The 20,741-nt window shown below is 36.9% G+C and carries 19 protein-coding genes and 1 pseudogene; 17 read left to right on the top strand and 3 right to left on the bottom strand.

Annotated features, from left to right (window positions below):
* Positions 1–6: 6 nt before the first annotated feature.
* The 5 genes from trpD (at position 7) to trpA (ending at position 5,136) form a co-directional block, all read left to right on the top strand.
* Complete coding sequence (gene trpD, locus LB454_RS08845) at positions 7–1,002, top strand: anthranilate phosphoribosyltransferase (protein WP_224464302.1); 996 nt, start codon at positions 7–9, stop codon at positions 1,000–1,002.
* Positions 999–1,793, top strand: a complete 795-nt coding sequence (gene trpC, locus LB454_RS08840) for an indole-3-glycerol phosphate synthase TrpC (RefSeq protein ID WP_224464301.1) — start codon at positions 999–1,001, stop codon at positions 1,791–1,793. Before trpD ends, trpC begins: the two co-directional genes overlap by 4 nt.
* The gene (locus LB454_RS08835) at positions 1,793–2,434 is read left to right on the top strand and encodes a phosphoribosylanthranilate isomerase (RefSeq protein ID WP_224464300.1); all 642 of its coding nucleotides are present in this window, start codon (positions 1,793–1,795) and stop codon (positions 2,432–2,434) included. Before trpC ends, LB454_RS08835 begins: the two co-directional genes overlap by 1 nt.
* Positions 2,421–3,605, top strand: coding sequence for a tryptophan synthase subunit beta (gene trpB, locus LB454_RS08830; RefSeq protein ID WP_224464299.1), 1,185 nt, complete (start codon positions 2,421–2,423; stop codon positions 3,603–3,605). Before LB454_RS08835 ends, trpB begins: the two co-directional genes overlap by 14 nt.
* Before the next feature lie 769 nt (positions 3,606–4,374).
* Positions 4,375–5,136 (top strand): tryptophan synthase subunit alpha, encoded by a 762-nt coding sequence (gene trpA / locus LB454_RS08825; RefSeq protein WP_224464298.1) that lies wholly within the window; start codon positions 4,375–4,377, stop codon positions 5,134–5,136.
* Between the two features lie 682 nt (positions 5,137–5,818).
* Here trpA and LB454_RS08820 read toward each other — a convergent pair.
* Positions 5,819–6,220, bottom strand: coding sequence for a type II toxin-antitoxin system VapC family toxin (locus tag LB454_RS08820; protein ID WP_224464297.1), 402 nt, complete (start codon positions 6,218–6,220; stop codon positions 5,819–5,821).
* A complete protein-coding gene (locus LB454_RS08815; protein WP_224464296.1) occupies positions 6,217–6,462 on the bottom strand; it encodes a hypothetical protein in 246 nt (81 codons plus the stop codon). Before LB454_RS08815 ends, LB454_RS08820 begins: the two co-directional genes overlap by 4 nt.
* A gap of 929 nt (positions 6,463–7,391) precedes the next feature.
* Here LB454_RS08815 and LB454_RS08810 point away from each other — a divergent pair.
* The 9 genes and pseudogenes from LB454_RS08810 to LB454_RS08770 all read left to right on the top strand — a co-directional run bounded on the left by LB454_RS08810 (position 7,392) and on the right by LB454_RS08770 (position 15,859).
* Positions 7,392–8,039, top strand: a complete 648-nt coding sequence (locus LB454_RS08810; protein WP_224464295.1) for a porin family protein — start codon at positions 7,392–7,394, stop codon at positions 8,037–8,039.
* Positions 8,040–8,883: 844 nt separating this feature from the next.
* A complete protein-coding gene (locus LB454_RS08805) occupies positions 8,884–9,108 on the top strand; it encodes a DUF433 domain-containing protein (protein WP_224464294.1) in 225 nt (74 codons plus the stop codon).
* A pseudogene (locus tag LB454_RS14210) lies at positions 9,105–9,451 on the top strand (DUF5615 family PIN-like protein). The gene LB454_RS08805 and the pseudogene LB454_RS14210 overlap by 4 nt, the downstream one beginning before the upstream one ends.
* A gap of 975 nt (positions 9,452–10,426) precedes the next feature.
* Entirely contained in the window at positions 10,427–11,302 is an 876-nt protein-coding gene (locus tag LB454_RS08795) for an ABC transporter permease (RefSeq protein ID WP_224464293.1), read from the top strand.
* Between the two features lie 185 nt (positions 11,303–11,487).
* On the top strand, positions 11,488–11,856 hold the full coding sequence (locus LB454_RS08790; protein ID WP_224464292.1) for a four helix bundle protein: 369 nt from the start codon (positions 11,488–11,490) through the stop codon (positions 11,854–11,856).
* 103 nt (positions 11,857–11,959) lie between these two features.
* On the top strand, positions 11,960–13,240 hold the full coding sequence (locus LB454_RS08785) for an ABC transporter ATP-binding protein (protein WP_224464291.1): 1,281 nt from the start codon (positions 11,960–11,962) through the stop codon (positions 13,238–13,240).
* A 2-nt stretch (positions 13,241–13,242) separates the two neighbouring features.
* A complete protein-coding gene (locus tag LB454_RS08780; RefSeq protein WP_224464290.1) occupies positions 13,243–13,935 on the top strand; it encodes a sulfotransferase family protein in 693 nt (230 codons plus the stop codon).
* Entirely contained in the window at positions 13,935–14,735 is an 801-nt protein-coding gene (locus LB454_RS08775; protein ID WP_224464289.1) for a class I SAM-dependent methyltransferase, read from the top strand. Before LB454_RS08780 ends, LB454_RS08775 begins: the two co-directional genes overlap by 1 nt.
* 2 nt (positions 14,736–14,737) lie before the next feature.
* Entirely contained in the window at positions 14,738–15,859 is a 1,122-nt protein-coding gene (locus LB454_RS08770; protein ID WP_224464288.1) for a glycosyltransferase family 4 protein, read from the top strand.
* A 447-nt stretch (positions 15,860–16,306) separates the two neighbouring features.
* On the opposite strand, the gene LB454_RS08765 is transcribed toward LB454_RS08770, so the two are convergent.
* Positions 16,307–16,687 (bottom strand): HU family DNA-binding protein, encoded by a 381-nt coding sequence (locus tag LB454_RS08765; protein WP_224464287.1) that lies wholly within the window; start codon positions 16,685–16,687, stop codon positions 16,307–16,309.
* Positions 16,688–17,568: 881 nt separating this feature from the next.
* Here LB454_RS08765 and LB454_RS08760 point away from each other — a divergent pair.
* The 3 genes from LB454_RS08760 to LB454_RS08750 are packed head-to-tail and all read left to right on the top strand — an operon-like array spanning position 17,569 to position 20,706.
* Positions 17,569–18,531 carry a glycosyltransferase family 2 protein gene (locus tag LB454_RS08760; protein WP_224464286.1) on the top strand — a complete coding sequence of 321 codons (963 nt, stop codon included), beginning with the start codon at positions 17,569–17,571 and terminating at the stop codon, positions 18,529–18,531.
* Complete coding sequence (locus LB454_RS08755; RefSeq protein ID WP_224464285.1) at positions 18,528–19,694, top strand: glycosyltransferase; 1,167 nt, start codon at positions 18,528–18,530, stop codon at positions 19,692–19,694. The genes LB454_RS08760 and LB454_RS08755 overlap by 4 nt, the downstream gene beginning before the upstream one ends.
* On the top strand, positions 19,687–20,706 hold the full coding sequence (locus tag LB454_RS08750; protein ID WP_224464284.1) for an NAD-dependent epimerase/dehydratase family protein: 1,020 nt from the start codon (positions 19,687–19,689) through the stop codon (positions 20,704–20,706). The genes LB454_RS08755 and LB454_RS08750 overlap by 8 nt, the downstream gene beginning before the upstream one ends.
* The last annotated feature ends 35 nt before the right edge of the window (positions 20,707–20,741 follow it).

The raw sequence follows: 20,741 nt of genomic DNA, 5'->3' as shown, positions 1-20,741 counted from the left end.
TTTATTATGCAATATATACTCAATCGCCTCATACAGCAGGAGCAACTTTCTAAAGAAGAAGCCAGAGGTGTGCTGTTGCAAATCTCCAACGGAGAATTTAGCGAAATTCAGATCGCTTCCTTTCTTACCGTGTTTATGATGCGCAGCATCAGCGTGGAAGAATTGGAAGGCTTTCGGGATGCGCTTCTGGAACTCTGCATCCCAGTCGATTTTCAGGGGGAAACGGTGATGGACTTGTGCGGGACGGGAGGCGATGGACAAAATACCTTTAATGTCTCGACGGCGGCTTCTTTCGTGGTTGCTGCTATGGGGGTGAAAGTGGCTAAGCATGGAAATTACGGTGTGTCATCGGTGAGTGGAAGTTCCAATGTGCTGGAAGCGATGGGCATTAAATTTTCCAATGAACAAGGTTTCCTGGACCAATGTCTGGATAAAGCCAATATCGCCATTCTTCACGCACCGCTCTTTCATCCTGCGATGAAAAATGTAGCGCCCATAAGAAAATCGTTGGCCTTAAAAACTTTTTTCAATATGCTAGGCCCTATGGTGAATCCGGCTCAACCAGATCTGCAATTGGTAGGGGTTTACGATTTGGAATTGTTGAGAAAATACCATTATTTATACCAGAAGACGAATAAAACCTATTGCATTTTGCACGATCTGAATCAGTATGATGAAATTTCACTCACCGCCAAAACCAAGTGTGTGACCAATTCAAAAGAAATATTTCTTTCTGCTGAAGATTTTGGCGTTTTACCAGTTTCCAAAGAAGAGATTTATGGAGGCGATACGATAGAAAGTGCAGCTGATATTTTTTATCAGATCTTAAGCGGGAAAGGTACCGAAGCTCAAAATAACGTGGTATGTGCCAATGCGGCGGCAGCCATTTCCACTGCTAAAGCAATAGCGATAGACGATGCTTTTAGCGAAGCAAAATCTATTTTGAAAGGCGGCAAAGCTTTGGAAGTTTTAAAACAACTCAAAACTATAAGTCAGTCATGAAACGGATTTTAGAAGAAATCATAGGATATCAACAACTGGTGGTGAACCTTAAGAAGAAACGCATGCCCGTCGATATCCTGAAGTCTTTCCCTGAATTTTCAAATCCTACGCGAAGCTTAAAGCAGGCAGTATCAAACCCGCCTGAGCGGCACGGTCGGGCAGGTTCCGAAGAAGGGATTATTGCTGAATTTAAAAGGCGTTCTCCGAGTAAGGAAACTATCAACCTAAAGGCGGATGTGATGGAAATTGCTCAAAGCTATGAGCAAATGGGTGCTGCAGGGATGTCGGTCTTGACCAATCAGCGTTACTTTGGAGGAAGTCTGGAGGATTTGCAACTGGCGAAATCAGTGTGTGAATTACCGATTCTTCGCAAAGATTTTATGGTGGATGCCTACCAGATGTATGAAGCGAAAGCCTACGGAGCCGATGCGATTTTACTGATTGCCAACGCCCTGACAGCTGAAAAGCTCGAAGAACTGGCGATTTTGGCTAAGGAATTGGGTTTAGAAATATTATTCGAAATTCACGAAGCCGACGAAATTCAGAAATTAGAGACCAGGTACATCGACCTCATAGGGGTGAACAACCGAAACTTGAGAACTTTTGAAGTGGATATACAACAGGGACTGGATATGTTGCCGCACCTGCCATCGGATTTGCTAAAGATTTCTGAAAGTGGTATTCAGGATCGGGAGACGATTCAAAAGTTAATTCAGCAAGGATTTAACGGTGTTTTGGTGGGTGAATTTTTTATGAAAGAGAAACTCAAAGCACAAAATAGCAACAAGTGATGAAAGTGAAAGTCTGCGGGATGAAGCATCCTGAAAATATAAAGGCACTTGCCGAACTGGACATCGATTATATGGGATTTATTTTCTATAAGAAGTCGCCACGTTTTGCTGAAACGGTGGTGGAGGTACCTGAAAACATTCAAAAAGTGGGTGTGTTTGTAAATGAAGATATCGACGCTATTTTGGAAAAAGTCAAAAGCTATGGACTGAAGCTGATACAGTTGCACGGCCATGAAACGCCAGCATTTTGCGAACAGCTGAATCAGGTGTTAGCTGAATCAGGAAAGTCTGAAGTTCAACTTTGGAAGGTATTTTCGATCCAATCGCCTTCAGATTTTGAAGGCATCGAAGCCTATGGTTTTTATGTGCACGGCTACTTGCTGGATACCAAAGGGCAGTACCGAGGAGGCAACGGACAAAAGTTTGACTGGCAGCTGCTGGAGCAATTCAATTTTACAAAACCAGTGATGCTGAGTGGCGGCATAGGTCCTGAAGATGCAGAGCAAGTGAGTGAATTATACAAAAAAGGCCTTATTGCAGGCGTGGATATCAACTCTGGCTTCGAAGAGGAGCCTGGCCTAAAGAACATAACATTAGTACACAAATTTTTACAAAACCTTAGAACGTATGAGCAAGTATAGTGTAGATGACAAAGGATTTTACGGAGATTTTGGAGGTGCCTACATCCCGGAATTGCTGTATCCCAATGTGGAAGAATTAAGACAGAATTATAAGCAGATTATCGCCACTGATGATTTTCAAAAGCAGTTTAAGCATCTATTGAAAGACTATGTGGGACGACCAACACCTTTATATCTGGCTGAAAACCTAAGTGAAAAATACAAAACCAAGATCTACCTGAAACGTGAAGATTTGTGTCACACCGGGGCGCATAAAATCAATAATACGGTTGGTCAGATTCTTTTGGCCAAAGCTTTGGGCAAGCATCGCATCATCGCCGAAACCGGTGCAGGTCAGCACGGGGTAGCTACGGCAACCGTTTGTGCGCTGATGGGACTGGAGTGTATTGTGTATATGGGAGCTGTGGATATCGAAAGACAAGCGCCCAATGTGGCCCGAATGAAAATGCTCGGCGCTAAAGTGGTTCCGGCTACATCTGGCAGTAAAACTCTGAAAGATGCGACTAATGAAGCGATTCGGGACTGGATCAACCATCCTAAGGATACGCATTACATCATCGGTTCGGTGGTAGGGCCGCATCCATATCCGGATATGGTGACTGAGTTGCAGAGTGTGATTTCGAAGGAAGTCAAAAAACAAATGCTGGAGAAAGAAGGTCGGGAGTTGCCAGATTATGTGATCGCCTGCGTTGGCGGTGGAAGTAATGCTGCTGGATTGTTTGCTGACTTTATGGACCATGAAGAGGTCGGCATCATTGGTGTGGAAGCTTCTGGTAAGGGGGTGGAGACCACTGAATCTGCCGCGACGACGATTCTGGGTCGGGAAGGCATTATTCACGGCAGTAAAACCCTGTTGATGCAAAACACTGATGGGCAAATTACAGAGCCGTATTCGATATCAGCTGGTCTGGATTATCCAGGAATAGGTCCGTTGCACGCGCATTTGTTTAAAACCGGACGTGGCAAGTTTGTGTCCATCACCGATGCCGAAGCGATGACGGCAGGTTTGGAGTTGAGCCGCATGGAAGGCATCATTCCCGCGATTGAGACGGCACATGCTTTTGCGATTTTCAAGTATTTGGACTTTAAAGAAGACGATGTGCTGGTGTTTAATTGCTCAGGAAGAGGGGATAAAGATTTGGAGACCTACAGGAAGTATTTTGGGTACTAGAGAGGTTTTAGGTCTTAGGTGATAGGGTGTAGGGTTTTGAAAAAGAGAACAAAGAAAAAAGAACATAGAGCAGAGAACATAGAGCAGAGAACAAAGACTATAGAAAAAAGAGTCACGATGTAAAATAAAATAAAAAAATCTCTGCGATCACTGCGTCTCTGCGGTTAAGGAGAGAATAGAACAAAGAACATGAAATAAAGAGAAAAGATAATTTAAACCTTAGTGTCCTCCGTGACTCCGTGGTAAGAAAAGAACATAGAGCAAAGAACAAGATGTCAGTTCGAGTTATTCCGACCGTTTTGTAGGGATTGTATCGAGAACTAGAGATGATGTCAAATACAATAGTGATTGATTTATAAACAAAGTCAAGAGAATAGAACAAAGAACAGAGAGTAAAGAACATAGAATAAAGAGAAAAGATAATTTAAACCTTAGTGTCCTCCGTGACTCTGTGGTTTGATTGCACCGCAGAGACGCAGAGAACGCAGTCTATAAAAAAATAGCATAGTACATGGAGTAGAGAACAAGATGTCAGTTCGAGTGATTCCGACCGTTTTGTTGGGATTGTATCGAGAACTAGGGATGATCTCAATTACAATAGTGATTGATTTATAAAAACATAGAACTAAGAACCAGGGATCAGGAAAAAAGAGACAAGATAAAAATGATAAAAACCTCCGTGTCCTCCGTGACTCCGTGGTAATTTTATCATATAGAAAATAGAGACTTGTAATAGATTAAATCATAACACAGCAAACTTAAACCACCCATGAATAGAATAAATACAACTTTAGCACAAGATAAAAAACTAATTTCGATTTACTTCACCGCCGGGTATCCGCAGCTGGAAGATACTACAGAAGTCATAAAACGCCTGTCCGGTGCCGGCACCGATGTCATTGAAATCGGCTTGCCGTATAGCGATCCTTTGGCGGATGGACCCGTGATTCAGAAAAGTTCAGAGCAAGCCCTGCGTAATGGCATGAGCACGCAGAAATTGTTTCATCAGTTGCAAGGCATTCGCGATGAAGTGGATATTCCTTTGATTGTCATGGGCTACTTCAATGCGATGCTGCAGTTTGGCGTAGAAAAGTTTTGTAAAGAATGTGAAGCTATAGGTATTGACGGCATCATTATGCCCGATTTGCCTATTGATATTTTTGAAAGAGATTATAAAGCACTGTTTGAGACTCACGGCCTTAAATTTGTTCCTCTCATTACACCGGAAACCTCAGTGGAGCGCATTCAAACCATAGATGCCCTGGGCGATAGTTTTGTGTATATGGTCAGTTCATCCAGTACAACAGGCGGTGAAGCAGGATTCGGCGAAGAAGCCATGGCCTATTTCAAACGTATTGCCGATATGGAGCTTAAGAATAAACTCATGGTAGGTTTTGGCATCAAAGATGCTTTAAGTTTTGAACAAGCCAGTCGGTATACGAGTGGTTGCATTATCGGTTCGGAGTTTATCCGCCGATTGACCAACGAGGGCATGGAGGGGATTGCGCCGTTTGTGAAGTCGTTGAAGTAGAGGTGAGAGGTGAGTGAAATAGGAGTGAGGTATTAGAGGTGAGTGACTGGGGATTAGTGACAAGTATTTAGTAGTCTGTAATCAGTAACTAGAAGCTTTGAATCAGGAATCAAGAAACAAGATCCCGGACCTAGGGTTTATTTCAAATTTCAAATTCTTTATTTTTCATTTCCTACCACCTACCACCTCATCCCTTCATCTTAATGCCGAATACTCAATACTGAATATGAAATATCGAAGTCAATCTTGCTATCGTTTAATTTGAGTAAGCAGTGATGAGTAACTAGTGATGAGAAATTGCATTTATAATTCATAATTTTTAATTTTACTGACTACTGACTACTGACTACTGACTACCGATGACCGAAGACTGACAACAGACAATCGATGGTAGCTTCGATACTTCCGCCAGAGGCGGACACTCAGCCACCAAATTAATTATCTTATTAATTATCTTAGAAATTTTTGTTTTAGTAAGGTTAAGTTCTCGATACACTGATTTTAGTCTATCGACTTAAAATCAGCACTCGAACTGACAGTGGCTTCGATACACCTCGATTCAAAAATCGAGTCACTCAGCCACCAGCTCACGATTAATTTCAAATTTTCTATTTCCTTATACCTACAATCTAACACCTAAAACCAAATTCCCGCCCTGCCTTCCAAGAAACGCAGTCAGCTTTTATTTTAGTTGGGTCCAGTTTTCAATATGAATATCAGTTATTCGATTGAATTCTTTTATGTTTTCAGTAACCATAATTAAATCATTTGAAATGGCTGTGGATCCAATAAGTAAATCAAAATCGCTTATCATTTTACCTTCTCTTCTCAACCTTACTTTTTCTTTTGCATAAATAGTTAAGGCATTATAAATAGGTAAAATCTTAATTTGCTCAGTGAATTGGTCTATGAGTTTATAATTTTTCTTTGGGTTTGAACTGTTTTCTGCACCGAAAATCAATTCAGCGAGTGTGATTTCAGAAATAGCGCAATTTTCTAGTTTTACGGTTTCAAACTTGTCAAGTAAGTTGAATTTGCCTCGAAAAAAGTGAATGCAAATATTAGTATCAATTAAATAGTTCATTCGAAAGACACCGTATTAGTTTTAGCAACTCTTGAGTTTTTGATGTCTGATATGATTCCATCAGCGTCTCTGTTATCCTCCCAGGCACCAAACAGGGATTTCAAATCTGTTTCTTTTTTAGGTTTGAGTTCTAGAGATTTTGTCAACTTGATAATTAAATTCTTTTTAGTTGCATTATCAAGGTTTTTTAGATAGCCAAAATACCGATTCAGTGTTTTGTTTGAAATAGTTAAGCTGCCCATTTTTCTAAATTTATTGCAATTTACAAATTAATATTATAGTTCTCACCAATAGACCTCTAGCTCCATTTTTAGATTTTAGCTTTTAAGTTAATAGTTGATAATAGTACTTTTTTGTTCATCCCTTTTGTTATGGATTAAGTGTTTACCGATAAGCATCGGCACAGGCTATGAACCTCATTCTTCGGTTTTTTACATCCATAAAAAGTAGGTCGTTTTCTTTGAGTGTAGTTATTCTTAAAGGTTCTATTCACTACTACCTACCACCTCATCCCTTCATCTTAATGCCGAATACTCAATACTGAATACAAAATATCGAAGTCAATCTTGCTATGGATTTTTCTTGAGTGAGGAGTGACGAGTAACTAGTGATGAGAAATTGCATTTATAATTCATAATTTTTAATTTTACTGACTACTGACTACTGACTACTGACTACTGACTACTGACTACTGACTACTGACTACTGACTACTGACTACTGACTACCGATGACCGAAGACTGACAACAGACAATCGATGGTAGCTTCGATACGTCCGCCAGATGCGGACACTCAGCAACCAGCTGACAATTTATTTTAAATTTCACTCACCGACTCACCAACTTACGGTTCACTTTTCACTAATCACAATTCACTGACAACGGACAACAGATAACCGGCTACTGACTTATTTCAAATTTTATATTTTTCATTTCCTAACATCTAACTCCTAATCCCTACCACCCAATTTTTAAAATCCTTATTTGAATATTAAGACAAAAGAGATTCCTACCTTAGTCGGAATGACACATACATCCGCATAAGGTGGACAGCTGAAAGCCTCAGGCGGGAAACGCAGGTGGGTAATTTTATGAAGTGGAAATGTTTACATTTAGTATTATATTTTTTTAATATCATTTAAGGTTTATTTTTGCTGAAAAAATCCAATTAAATGAAAACTATACTTTCAATTCTTTCACTACTAGCATTTCTATCTGTATCCTCTCAGGAGGTCCAATATGGAGTAAAAGCTGGGCTAAACTTTGGTAATTCTAAATTCGAAATTTCTTCAGCTTTTCTAAATGGGCAGTTTGATACTGATATTCGAACGTCTCTTTACTTAGGAGGTTTCGTGGAATTCATCTCAAATTCTAATGATAACAGATTTCATACCGGAATGGTTTATCACGGAAACGGATTCAAGTTTGATACTGGTGAGGAAGATTTTGTCTTTAAGATATCTCAATTAAACGTTCCTCTTCTTTTTAAATACTCGATCATCGAAGGCTTGTTTGTAAATGTAGGAGGATATGTTGGTGCAATTGTAGATGTTCAGGGTGAACTTGAATTTAGAGATCCTAATTCTGGTGAGTTTGTAAGTGAAAATTCTGATATCTCCAATGAATTTAATACAATTGACGCAGGCCTTTCAATAGGCTTGGAATATGCTGTTGGTGATGGGTTTTTTATAGAGGCTAATTATAGTTATGGTCTTATAAATATATTAAACGAGGAAGAGGTTATTTTTCCAGAACAATCAGGAGTAAATGCATCTGTAAAAAATAGAGTGTTGACAGCTGGAATTGGCTATAAATTCTAGTCAACTCATAACTGATGGTAGCTTCGACCTGCCTCTAAATGAACGCAGGCAGGTCCATCCGCCAGAGGCGGACACTCGACCTGACAGCTTTGTCACTCTGACTTATTTCAAATTTCAAATTTTTCATTTTCTATTGTCTAGTTTCCTAATAGTTATGTAACCAGTGACTAGTAAAGAGTGATGAGGAATTTACGTTTGCTTGCATTCAAAATTTTTAATTTTACTTAATGGCACTTCGAGTTTTTTTCTTGACTGCGAAGGAAAGAAATTGCACTTCGACTTCGCTCAGCAGAGCTATCGAGAAGTACTTTAATGCTGAAACCTTAAATGAGGTCTCGATACAAATTTTACTTTTTTCTAAAGCAAAATCCACTCGACCTGACAGCGTTGTCACCCTGACTTATTTCAAATTTTCTATTTCCTAATTCTTACAGTCCAACAACTCACGATTCACTAATCACTTATCACCAAAAAACCGACAACAGAAAACTGATGGTAGCTTCGATACGATTCTCCTGGCGTCGAATCACTCAGCCACCAACTCATGACTTATTTCAAATTTCAAATTCTTTATTTTTCATTTCCTATTTTCTACAACCTACAACCTCCTGCCTATACCTTCAGTCCAACAGTTGAATACCGAATACTCAATACTGAATATAAAATACCGAAGTCAATCTTGATATGGTACAACTTGAGTAACTACTGATTAGTAACTAGTGATGGAAAATTGCATTTATAATTATTAATTTTGCTCGCAAACTTATGTCTGATTTCATATTAGCACACCTTAAGAAATAGGCTAGTTATGAAAATTTGAGTATTTTAGGAGAAACATAAAAGCATGTTAGATTATAAAGAAATAATAAAGCGAAACCCAAACAAAAGATTTGGAAAACCTTGTGTCCGTAATACGAGAATTACTGTTTTTGATGTATTAGGATGGTTAGCTGCGGGTATGTCTTTCGAAGAGATTGTTTTTGATTTTCCAGAATTGAGTAATGAAGATATTAAGGCTTGTCTAGCTTATGCTGCCGATAGGGAGCACAAATTAGAGCATGCTTCATGACACTGAAACTCCTTTTTAATCAAAATATCTCCTTCAGGATTACAAAGAAACTGAGTGAACACTTCTCTGATTGTAGGCATGTTTCCGATTGTGATTTGCAAGATTCTGATGACATTACTATATGGGATTATGCTAAAAAAACACTTACGCTATCGTTACTTTTGATGCTGACTTCTATGATATTAGCTTAATTAATGGACATCCGCCGAAAATTATCTGGCTAAGAACGGGAAACTTAACTACTATTGAAATTGCTGAATTGTTAATTTCCAAGAAGACTAGCATAGAAAGATTTTTACATAACGATGATTATCAGCAATTGTCATGTCTTGAAATCACATAAGCAACGTCCTTTGTATGCTATCAAACTTAGCATGTAAAACCTACTGCTTATACCTCCAGTCCGCCCTCTTAATACCGAATACTCAATACTGAATATAAAATACCGAAGTCAATCTTGCTATGGTTTAACTTGAGTGAATAGTGACGAGTAATCAGCTATTTCTTTCTAACTGAATTCAAATTTTTTAATTTTACTCAATCTCACTTCGAGTTTTTTTCTTGACTGTGAAGGAAAGAATTGCACTTCGACTTCGCTCAGCAGAACTATCGAGAAAAATGTCATTCAGACAGAGAAGCTTTTTGCTTCGACGATGAATCTTTAAAGCTGTATAATTTCATTTCTTTTGATCTAACTTATGCTTCATCACTTTTTTAACTCACCCCCGTTTTTATTGTATTAAGTGTTTACCGATAAGCATCGGCACAGGCTATGAACCTCATTCTTCGGTTTTTTACATCCATAAAAAGTAGGCCGTTTTTTATGATTACGATTATTTTCAAGCCACTAGTTTACATTCACAAATTATTTCAAATTTTTTATTTCCTAATCCCTAAAACCAAACACCTAAATACTGCCAGTCCACCAGTTTAATATCGAATACTTAATACTGAATACAAAATGTAGAAGTGAATCTTTATATGGATCTTAATTGAGTGAATAGTGATAAATAATTTGTGATGAGAAATTTCCATCTAACTGCATTAATAATTAATAATTCAAAATTTTTAATTTTACTGACTACTGACTACTGACTACTGACTACTGACTACTGACTACTGACTACTGACTACTGACTACTTGTTGTTACTGGCTACTAATTACTAATCATTTTCACTAGTTACGATTCACTATAAATCCAACAAAAAATGTAAATTTGGCGCAGAATTAAGAATTTAAAACCGATCTCAACTCAGCAAGCTTCCAACATAATTTTGAAGACTTTAAGACGTTGAACTATAGTTAACTTCACCTTTTATGGATCATACCAAAACTTCCTCTCAAGATTCCGATTGGTTATACGAGATTAAAGCTGAAAAGCCACTGTTTGACTTCAATTTTAAGGAGATATGGAGGTACCGTGATTTGCTGATTTTGTTTGTGAAACGCGATATCGTCACGGTGTATAAGCAAACGGTCTTAGGCCCACTCTGGTTTTTGATTCAGCCGCTGTTTACCTCTGTGATTTTTACGCTGGTCTTTAACAATGTGGCCAATATACAGACGGGGACTGTGCCAAGCTTTTTGTTTAACCTAGCCGGTATTACCGCCTGGACTTATTTTAAAGAATGCCTCACAGGAACTTCGGGCACGTTTACCAAAAACGCGGGGATTTTTGGTAAGGTGTACTTTCCCAGGGTCATCATGCCCATGTCAGTCACGATTTCTAACCTCTTAAAGCTGGCGATACAGCTGAGTATATTTACTGGCTTTTATATCTATTTTGTGGCCTCAGGGAAACCTATTAGTCCCAATACCAATTTGTTTCTATTCCCAGTTTACGTGTTTATCATGGGAGCGACAGGTTTAGGCTTAGGCATGATTTTATCGGCCATGACCACCAAATACCGAGACTTCACCGTCCTTATTGGATTTGGCGTACAATTGCTGATGTATATTTCGGCGGTGCCTTTCCCAATGACAGAGATCCTGGAAAAAAAGCCAGAATACTTTTGGGTGTTTAAATACAATCCTTTGGCTCAGATCATAGAAGGCTTCCGCTACATGACCCTCGATACAGGTCTATTTACCTGGTGGGGCTTTTTCTATGCTTTGGGCTTTTCGATAGTCGTCTTTTTCATCGGACTGGCGATTTTTAACAGGACGGAGAAGAGTTTTATTGATACGGTTTAGCAGCGAAGCTGCAGTTGACAGTTATCAGTTGACGGTTCACGGTTGAAAAAAATAACAGATAACCGAAAATAGATAACCGAAAACAGACAACCGAAAACAGACATCAGACAACAGGCAACCGAAAACAGACAACAGACAACCTAAAACCGAAAACCGAAAACAGACAACCGATAACCGACAAAAAAATGAAATCCTATAAAGACTTAGATATATATAATTTAGCCTTTGAATATGCTATCGAAGTCCATAGCTTAACGATGAAGCTACCCAAGCACGAATTGTATGAGCAGGGCAGTCAGGTGAGGCGTTCATCCAAAAGCATAAAGGATAATATTATTGAAGGATATGGTAGGAAAGCTTATAAAAGTGATTTTATAAAATTTTTGATTTACGCTCATGCCTCGTTATTGGAGTGTAAATCGCAGCTGGAAATGATCAATCAAATTTATCCTGATCTGGAGGTTGAACCAATGATTAAAAAATATGATGAGTTAGGCGCTAAAATTTATAAATTTACAAACTATGTTGAGGAGAACTGGAAAACGAAGAAGTAATCAGTTGTCAGTTATCCGTTGAACAGTTAACCGATAACTGAAAACCGACAACCGACAACCGAAAACTGACAACCGAACACTGACAACCGACAACCGACAACCGATGAGTAAAATAATTCTAACCGCCCAAAACATCTCCAAACAATACCGCCTCGGGGTGGTAGGCACGGGGACCTTGAGTCACGACCTGAACCGCTGGTGGGCGAGTGTGAGAGGGAAGGACGACCCGTATCTGAAGATAGGGGCGGAAAACGATCGCAGCAAGAAGGCGGAGACCGATTACGTCTGGGCGTTGCGGGATATTAACTTTGACGTTCACGATGGGGACGTGCTGGGGATTATTGGGAAGAATGGTGCTGGGAAATCTACCTTATTAAAAATCTTATCGCGAGTGACCTCTCCCACAACGGGGAGCATCAAAACCAAAGGCCGTATCGCGTCTTTACTGGAGGTAGGTACTGGCTTTCACCCGGAACTGACAGGGCGTGAAAACATTTATCTTAATGGGGCGATTTTAGGGATGACCAAAGCTGAGATTAAAGTCAAAGAAGAAGAAATCATTGACTTTTCGGGCTGTGCCATGTACATCGACACGCCGGTGAAACGTTACTCCTCGGGGATGCGGGTGCGTTTGGCTTTCGCGGTAGCGGCGCATTTGGAGCCGGATATCCTGGTAGTCGATGAGGTGCTGGCCGTAGGCGATGCCGAATTCCAAAAGAAAGCCATTGGCAAGATGAAAGACATCTCGGGCAATGATGGCAGAACGGTTTTGTTTGTCAGTCATAATATGGCGGCGGTGAAATCCTTGTGTACGCGAGGGATTGTATTGGAGAATGGGACTTCAACATTTGAAGGCACTGCGGAGGAGAGTGTGGATTATTATTTATCTAAAGATTTAAAAAATGATAATTTGCCTATTAAAGAAAGAACAGACAGAACTGGTAATGGGAAGGTTAAATTAATAAACGCATCTCTTATTAACAAAAATGGTAGTCGAATTGAATCTGTTATTTCAGGAGAATTTTTAAGGGTTCAACTGAATGTAAAAGTTTATGAAGAGGTTAAATCTAAATTTATTATTGGCTTGGCTATTTTTGATTCCAATGAGGTTTTAAAATCTATGATTGTAACAGATGAAATTGATGTAGACATGAATACTTATTTGAAAAGAGGTCATATAAATATTGATATTCCAAGTTTTGATCTCAGAGGTGGAAATTATTATCTAAGAGTAGTTTTAAGCGAGGGTTCTACTAATAAACCAGATCAATTAGATAATATCGATAAAGCATTAGAGATAAATGTACTGCCAGGAGACTTATACGGTATCGGCAGACAAAATAGATCCTATAATTGTAGTATACTACGATGTGAAATAAATTGAATATGAAAATTTTAATCGTTGGCTGTGAACGTTCAGGAACAACAGTTATTGCAAAATTATTATCTAAATCTACAGGTCTTAAATTGCTAAATGATCCTAAAGAGTCTTGGTATATTTACCCCCTAGTAAAAACTATAGGTTTAAAAGGAATGCCATTAAGTTTTATATTAAAACTTTGGAAACATCCAATTGTAAAAGTTCCAGGATTTGCTACAATATTAACTCATTTGCGAAAAATTCAAATTAATCAATTTAAAGTCATTTATTTAGTCAGAGACCCTAGAGATAATTATGCGGCTATTAAAGAAAGATTAAATGAAGATTTGAATGGTTTATATATTAATATCAATTTCTTGAATTTAAAAGGAAAAAGTCAATGTGAAAATGTTTCTCTCAGATGGAATTCGTATTTAAATTCTGCTATGAGATACAATGATTTGTATGGTGATGTTTTATTTGTAAAATATGAAGATTTTTTAGAAAATAAGCTCAATGTTTTAGATAATATATCAAAGTTTTGTGGTGTTAAATTTACATCATCAAAAATCATTAATGAGCTTGACAAGCAAAGCAATAAAAGCTGGTCTAAAAACATAAAAGGAAAAGATAGATATCTTAATGATTTAACACCAGATGAAATAGAAGTTGTTACTAGAATTTCAAAAGAAAATATGAATATTTTCAACTACAGATAATGAAAGAATCCTTAGAGTTTTATAACCAATTTGATAATAAATTAATTAATGACTATGCCTTTGGAAACAAACGCTTAATATCAGCGATAGAGAGTTTGTCGAAGTACATACCAATCAGAAGTAAAGTTGATGTTTTAGATATTGGCTGTGGACTTGGTTGGAGTACGTATGAATTTTCTCGGTTTTTTGACAACTCAACTTTTGAAGGTATTGATTTAAGTCCAGTTTTGATTGAGAAAGCCAGAAAGCTCTTTCAAAATCAAAATTTAAATTATAAGGTATTTGACATAACAAAAGAAGTTCCCAAAAAGAAGTATGATGTTATCATTATGCTTGACGTTTATGAGCATATTCCAGTAGATGCCCGAAAAGGTTTCCATCAATCACTTTTAAATTTATTAAAACGGGATGGCAGGATTATTATAGCATGTCCAACTGTGTATCACCAAGATTATTTGAAGAAGAATAATCCTGAAGGACTTCAGCCAGTCGATGAAGACATATACTATGATACCCTTCAGGAATTAGCTAAAGATATTGAAGGACAAGTAGTATATTTTGAATACAAGAATATTTGGAGGAACTATGATTATTTCTATTCAGTAATTCAAAAAGAAGTTGAGTATAATTCACAAAATCTCATCAAGGATGACATTGATTTCCAAATAGAACAACAAACTATAAGATTAAAAAGATTGAAAGATAATTTGGGTATACTTCTAGAAGTAAAAAAAGGGAAGAAATCGAAAAGTAGGTTTCAGAGATTAGCTAAAAAGATTAAAAAGAAAATATCTAAATAATCATGAATTTAGCCATTTTCTCACCAAGTCAGAACCCTTACTCAGAAACCTTTATCCAGGCTCATAAAAACTTCATAAAAGCAGATCAACTTTATTTTGTCTTTGGAAGTAGCTTTCAAAATATGTATGCTGAAAATCAGGGGAAATTAATTAAGCCCAAGAGACTTAAATTCATTAGAGCAATTTCTAAAGTCTTTGGAAAGAGTTTTAATGCCTCATTAGAAGGTGAAGTACTTAAGCAACTCCAAAATTTTAAAATAGACATTGCTCTAGTAGAGTATGGAAATCATGCTAATAAATTTTTACGAGTTTTTAAAAAAGCAAATATTCCTTTTATCGTTCATTTTCACGGATATGATGCTTCAGTAAGAAATATAATTGAAAAAAATAATAATTATAAAGAATTATTTAAATCAGCTTCTTATGTGATAGCTGTATCAAAATCAATGCGGGAACAACTAAAAAAAATGGGATGCCCAAATGATAAATTAATTTATAACGTTTATGGAGCTAACCCAATCTTTAAAGAACGCCAACCTCTATTTTCAAAGAAACAGGCTGTTGCCATAGGTCGATTTGTAGACAAGAAGGCTCCATATTACACTATAATTGCTTTTAAGGAATTAGTAAAAAAACATCCAGATGCACAATTATTGATGGCAGGCCAAGGTGTTTTGTCTAATACATGTTTGAATTTGATCAAGTATTTCGATTTAGAGAATAATGTTAAGTTGTTAGGAGTAGTCTCTCCAGAAGAAATAGCTGAACTTATGCAGGAAAGCTATTGTTTTGTACAACATTCTATCACTTCCGAAAGCGGTGATCAGGAGGGAACTCCTTTAGCTGTTCTAGAGTCAGCTTTATCAGGTTTACCTGTTGTGTCTACTTATCATGCTGGGATACCAGATGTCATTGAACATGAAAAAACAGGTTTGTTATGTGAAGAACATGATGTCGATAAAATGGCAAAAAACCTCATTCGTATTTTTGATGACGTAGAATTTGCTAAACGATTAGGTGAAAATGCAAGAGAAGATCATATAAAAAACTACTCTTTAGAGAGGCATATTAAAGTCTTAGAGGATTTACTTGAGAAAGCTATTCTTAAGAAGGATATAAAATAAAATCACTTTTATTTAATTTATTCTGTAACTCCTTCAATTTAAAACATCTGTAAAAATTTTAACGCGTTGGGCATGCGTCAATTAGGATTTAGTAATTATATTTGGCTCGTAATCGATAAGTAGAAGTATGGGTTACACTTTTAAAACAACTCAAAAGCAAGCGCTGCCTATCATTAGCTCATTGGTTTTGAGTTTTTTTATGACCTAAAATTGAGTTTTCACCTCTGCCAACTTTTATAAGGTCATCTGTTTTAAAATTTTATCAAGTTGATTTTTCATTTTAACTTGAAGGTAGAAGCCATTCCACTTCTCGGTTTCCTTAGTTCTTCAAGTCAAAAAATATTTTCGTCAAGTCCAATCTCACGTTCGGACATAAAAAACCCCCAACAGTAGAAGGTGTTGGGGGTTACACTTTTGTCAACTAGACAAAAGTAAGGCTGCCTATCATTAGCTCACCTTTTTGTAATCTACCGTTTGCAGTAAGTCCCTCAGGGCTTTTGCAGGTCTAAAGGAAATTTTAGCTTTCCTTACCAGGCTGGAAGTCACTTCCTCCTCGGTCTCTACCGCATCGGAGCTTACGCCAATCTGGAAATTACCAATGTTGCCGAGTTCGATGATTCGACCCTGACTCAACTCATCCATCATGTTGTGGAGTAAAGCTTCAAGCACTGCATAGCAGTCGGCTTTACGCACGGTGGACTGGTTGGAGATGAGATAGGCCAAACGGTCTAAATCGGTTTTTCCTGCGCTCACTGCTTGAACGTAGAACTTTTTTGGAGCTTCCACATCCCGTGGATTTACTCGCTGTAAACTTTTTACTGTAATCATAAAAAAATTGTTTTACATCAGAGCTTCATTACTCTGATTTTCAGTGGTAAAGATAAAACCGAATTATATTAAGTTTCGTTGTAAAACTTTGAAAGTTATCCACAGAGTTTTCCACATTTGCTCCAAGCGCCTATGAAAAAAGGGTTTTATTATCACTAAAATTTCAATTATTTTTTTGATTAACGCTTTTTTAAGATTTTAAACTACAAATAATTGTGCATTTTATACAACTATTTATAGGTGAAGGCGTCTAAGTCGATTCATTTTTTGAAGAGAAACGGAATAAAATTGCTTATCGGCTTCACTCAGCAGAGCTATCGAGAAAAATGTCATTCAGACAGAGAAGCTTTTTTGCTTCGACGATGAATCTTTAAAGCCTTATCGTTTCATTGTTTTTCAGTCTAACTGCATTCAAATTTATATTTGACTCAATGGCACTTCGAGTTTTTTTCTTGACTGCGAAGGAAAGAATTTGCACTTCGACTTCGCTCAGCAGAGCTATCGAGAAGTAGTTTAATGCTGAAACCTCGAATGAGGTCTCGATACATCCCTATAAATCATGCCAGGACACTCGACCTGACAGCGTTGTCACCCTGACCTATTTCATATATCAAATTTTATTTCCTAATCCCTAATCCCTACCACCTAAAACCTAATTCCCGACTCACTATTCACCGAAAAACAGACAACAGATAACAGAAAGCTGATAACCGAAAATTATTACACCACTCTACAATGCAAAAAATTAATAACTTTGAATCAAATAAACAACTCTAAAAAAGGTCAACTCTATTTAGGACTCTACAACGTACAAACCGACAACCGACAACTGAAAACAGATAACCGAAAACTGTCAACCGTCAACTGAAAATTTCGTAAACTTGCAGTACCAATCGAATGCCATGAATAACCAGCCTTTAGTCTCTGTGATTATCCCGACTTACAATCGCGCCCACCTCATTGGAGAGACGCTGGACTCTGTATTGGCTCAGACTTACCTTAACTGGGAATGTATTATCGTAGATGATGGCTCTTCAGACAATACGGATGAGGTAGTTAGTGACTATGTTAGTAAAGACTCACGATTTAAATATTTTCATCGACCCGACGAACACCTGCCTGGGGGGAATGGTGCACGAAATTATGGGTTTAAAATGAGCCAGGGGGAGTATGTGAATTGGTTTGATTCGGATGATTTGATGGTGGCTGAGAAGTTAGAGGTGAAAGTAAAAGCCATGCTTGAGAATGATGTGGATTTTGTAGTGAGTCAAACAAAATATTTTAATGCTCCAGGAAATATAAATGACTATAAGTACGATTTCAAGGAAGATGAAGTCAGTTTTGAATCCTTTACATCAACTTATATCAGTTGGTATACACCAGATTTTTTTGTATCTAGGAATTTAGTCTCAAATATTAATTTTAATGAACAACTTAAGAGTGGGCAGGAGTTTAATTATATTTCAAAAGTCTTGCTTAAAACAAATAAGTTAAAAATTATTAGAAAACACCTCACCTTAAGACGTTATGCAGAAGACTCAATAGGTGTAAAAAGACGTCAAAATAAAGATGAATATCTCAGAACCACCTTTGAAAACAGTTGGATTACTTTTAAAGAAATATATCCATTGTCAGGATATAATAAAGCCTTTGGTCAAAAACTTTTACTGAAATGTATTAGATCTTATTTAGAACAAAGTAACATAGAAAAGCCCAAGCTTTTTTTTAATGAAATCATTAAATTTTATGGGTTACAATCTAGAAATTTTTTCTTCGCCGTTTTGTCATCAAGATTAACAGGGAAGTACCAGTTTTTTTATAATAAACTAAAAGTTGAAAATTGAATATTTTAATAGATACCTTTCATTCTCCCTACACAGGTGAACGTGTTGGAGGAGCAGAAACTTCTTTAAAACTTATAGCAGAAGAGTTTGCTAAGAGAGGTCATAAGGTTACTTTTTTTTCACGGTCATTTACAAAGACGTGGTCGGGTTTTAGAAAAAAATCAGAGAATGAAGTGGAAGTTTACATATTTACAAAGTTTAAAATTGGTTTACTCAATTCCTATAAGTTCAAACAAATCTCTCGTTTTTTTAAAAACAAGTTTATAAAATCTAAATTAAGTAAAATCGATATAGTCCATACCTACAATAATATCGGTATAGTAAGCTTTTATGTAAATTTTAAACCTGATTTTAATTTTAAATTAGTTGTAAGAATGGCTGGTTTAAAGTTATTTGAAGATTTTGAAAGCAACCCAGAACTAATTTCTGTTTATGAGCATTATTTTAAATCTATTGATTTATATAATTTTATTTCAGAGGGTCTAAGGGAATTAGTTTTAGAGAAATCGATGCAGTTTAATTTAAAAGTAAACTTTGAACCTTATTTTGTAAAGGATATTGGAATCGATTTATCAACATTGCCACAAAAAAAAATTAGATTTAAGAGTGACAATGAGCCATTTAAAATTGTTATGGCTTCTAGGTTTTCTAAGTATCAAAAACGACAGGACATTCTTATAGATGCCATGAAATTGTTAAAGGAAATGAACATTGAATTGACATTAATTGGAGAAGGGCCCAATAAAAAATTACTAAGAAATAAAGTACAAAAATTTAGTCTTGAAAAACAAGTTTGTTTTAGACCTTTTCAAAGTAGTATTTGGTCAGACTTAGTTGAGTATGATTTACTTGTTCATGCGTGCAACTATGAAGGATTAAGTAAAATAATTATTGAAAGCATGGGGGCTGGTTTGCCGGTGCTAGTATCTAATGTTCCCCCATTGAATGACTATATTAAAGAAGGGTGTAATGGTTTTTTAGTCGATAATGAACCTGCTAAATGGGCAGGTAAAATTTTATATGTTTATAATAATCAAAACCAGTTAGATTTGATTTCTAAAAACTCAATTGATTTCGTTAATCAAAATTATTCTTCTTCGATAAATATAGGCACTTATGAATCTATATTTAAAGAATTAATAAGTTCAGCTAGTCATGGATAAAACAATATTTATAACTGGAATAGCAGGTTTTATAGGTTTTCATTTGGCTCAAGAGCTTTTAAAAAGAGGTTATCAGGTTATAGGCATTGATAACCTAAATACATATTACGATGTTGATTTAAAATATGCACGTCTAGGCTTACTTGGAATAGCTAAACAAGACTCTGAATTTTATAATCGGGAGGTCGGATCCAGTAAGTATGAACAATTGAGCTTTTACCAACTCAAGTTAGAAGATCGAGCTAATTTACCTGGGCTATTTAGGAAGCATGAGGTTGGAGTGGTTTGTAATCTGGCGGCTCAGGCCGGTGTGCGCTACAGTATAGAAAACCCAGAAGTGTATGTGGATACCAACATAACTGGTTTTCTTAATCTGCTGCAATGCATGAGAGAGTATAAAGTCTCAAAGCTGGTGTATGCCAGCAGTTCCAGCGTGTATGGGAATACAGGTAAGGTACCTTTTACAATAGATCAAAATGTAGATCATCCTGTAAGCGTTTACGCAGCTACCAAAAAATCCAATGAATTGCTGGCACATACCTATGCGCATTTATTCGGGATCCAAACTGTAGGTTTGCGGTTTTTCACGGTTTATGGGCCTTGGGGCAGACCCGATATGGCGATGTATTTATTTGCAGAGGCTATTTCTAATGATAAACCCATCAAAGTGTTTAATCAAGGCAACTTATCCAGAGACTTTACTTACATCGATGATATTATAAAAGGAGTTATTGCTACTATTGAAACCGATTTACCAGATCACAAAAACTATGGGATTTATAATATTGGTAAATCAAAACCAGTAAAGCTGCTTGATTTTATAGAAGCTTTGGAAAAGAGCTTTGGAAAAACTGCTAAAAAAGAAATGCTCCCCATGCAGCCAGGGGATGTCCATCAAACCTGGGCAGATGTGTCTGCTTTACAACGGGATTTTGGCTATTCGCCATCCACCGATATTCAGACTGGAATCGATAGATTTGTAGAGTGGTATAAAGATTACTATAGAGTGTAGTCGTATAGTCGTATAATTGTAAAGTGGTCTATAAC

Origin of the sequence: Psychroflexus montanilacus, assembly GCF_020164535.1 — a bacterium.
GTDB lineage: Bacteria > Bacteroidota > Bacteroidia > Flavobacteriales > Flavobacteriaceae > Psychroflexus > Psychroflexus montanilacus.
The sequence above is the reverse complement of the archived record's forward strand: the minus strand, read 5'-3'. Positions and strand labels throughout refer to the sequence as shown.

Bases quoted from the DNA above. Each gene is read 5' to 3' on its own strand.
- trpD (WP_224464302.1), top strand. From the start codon at position 7: ATGCAATATATACTCAATCGCCTCATACAGCAGGAGCAACTTTCTAAA.
- trpC (WP_224464301.1), top strand. From the start codon at position 999: ATGAAACGGATTTTAGAAGAAATCATAGGATATCAACAACTGGTGGTG.
- LB454_RS08835 (WP_224464300.1), top strand. From the start codon at position 1,793: ATGAAAGTGAAAGTCTGCGGGATGAAGCATCCTGAAAATATAAAGGCA.
- trpB (WP_224464299.1), top strand. From the start codon at position 2,421: ATGAGCAAGTATAGTGTAGATGACAAAGGATTTTACGGAGATTTTGGA.
- trpA (WP_224464298.1), top strand. From the start codon at position 4,375: ATGAATAGAATAAATACAACTTTAGCACAAGATAAAAAACTAATTTCG.
- LB454_RS08820 (WP_224464297.1), bottom strand. From the start codon at position 6,220: ATGAACTATTTAATTGATACTAATATTTGCATTCACTTTTTTCGAGGC.
- LB454_RS08815 (WP_224464296.1), bottom strand. From the start codon at position 6,462: ATGGGCAGCTTAACTATTTCAAACAAAACACTGAATCGGTATTTTGGC.
- LB454_RS08810 (WP_224464295.1), top strand. From the start codon at position 7,392: ATGAAAACTATACTTTCAATTCTTTCACTACTAGCATTTCTATCTGTA.
- LB454_RS08805 (WP_224464294.1), top strand. From the start codon at position 8,884: ATGTTAGATTATAAAGAAATAATAAAGCGAAACCCAAACAAAAGATTT.
- LB454_RS08795 (WP_224464293.1), top strand. From the start codon at position 10,427: ATGGATCATACCAAAACTTCCTCTCAAGATTCCGATTGGTTATACGAG.
- LB454_RS08790 (WP_224464292.1), top strand. From the start codon at position 11,488: ATGAAATCCTATAAAGACTTAGATATATATAATTTAGCCTTTGAATAT.
- LB454_RS08785 (WP_224464291.1), top strand. From the start codon at position 11,960: ATGAGTAAAATAATTCTAACCGCCCAAAACATCTCCAAACAATACCGC.
- LB454_RS08780 (WP_224464290.1), top strand. From the start codon at position 13,243: ATGAAAATTTTAATCGTTGGCTGTGAACGTTCAGGAACAACAGTTATT.
- LB454_RS08775 (WP_224464289.1), top strand. From the start codon at position 13,935: ATGAAAGAATCCTTAGAGTTTTATAACCAATTTGATAATAAATTAATT.
- LB454_RS08770 (WP_224464288.1), top strand. From the start codon at position 14,738: ATGAATTTAGCCATTTTCTCACCAAGTCAGAACCCTTACTCAGAAACC.
- LB454_RS08765 (WP_224464287.1), bottom strand. From the start codon at position 16,687: ATGATTACAGTAAAAAGTTTACAGCGAGTAAATCCACGGGATGTGGAA.
- LB454_RS08750 (WP_224464284.1), top strand. From the start codon at position 19,687: ATGGATAAAACAATATTTATAACTGGAATAGCAGGTTTTATAGGTTTT.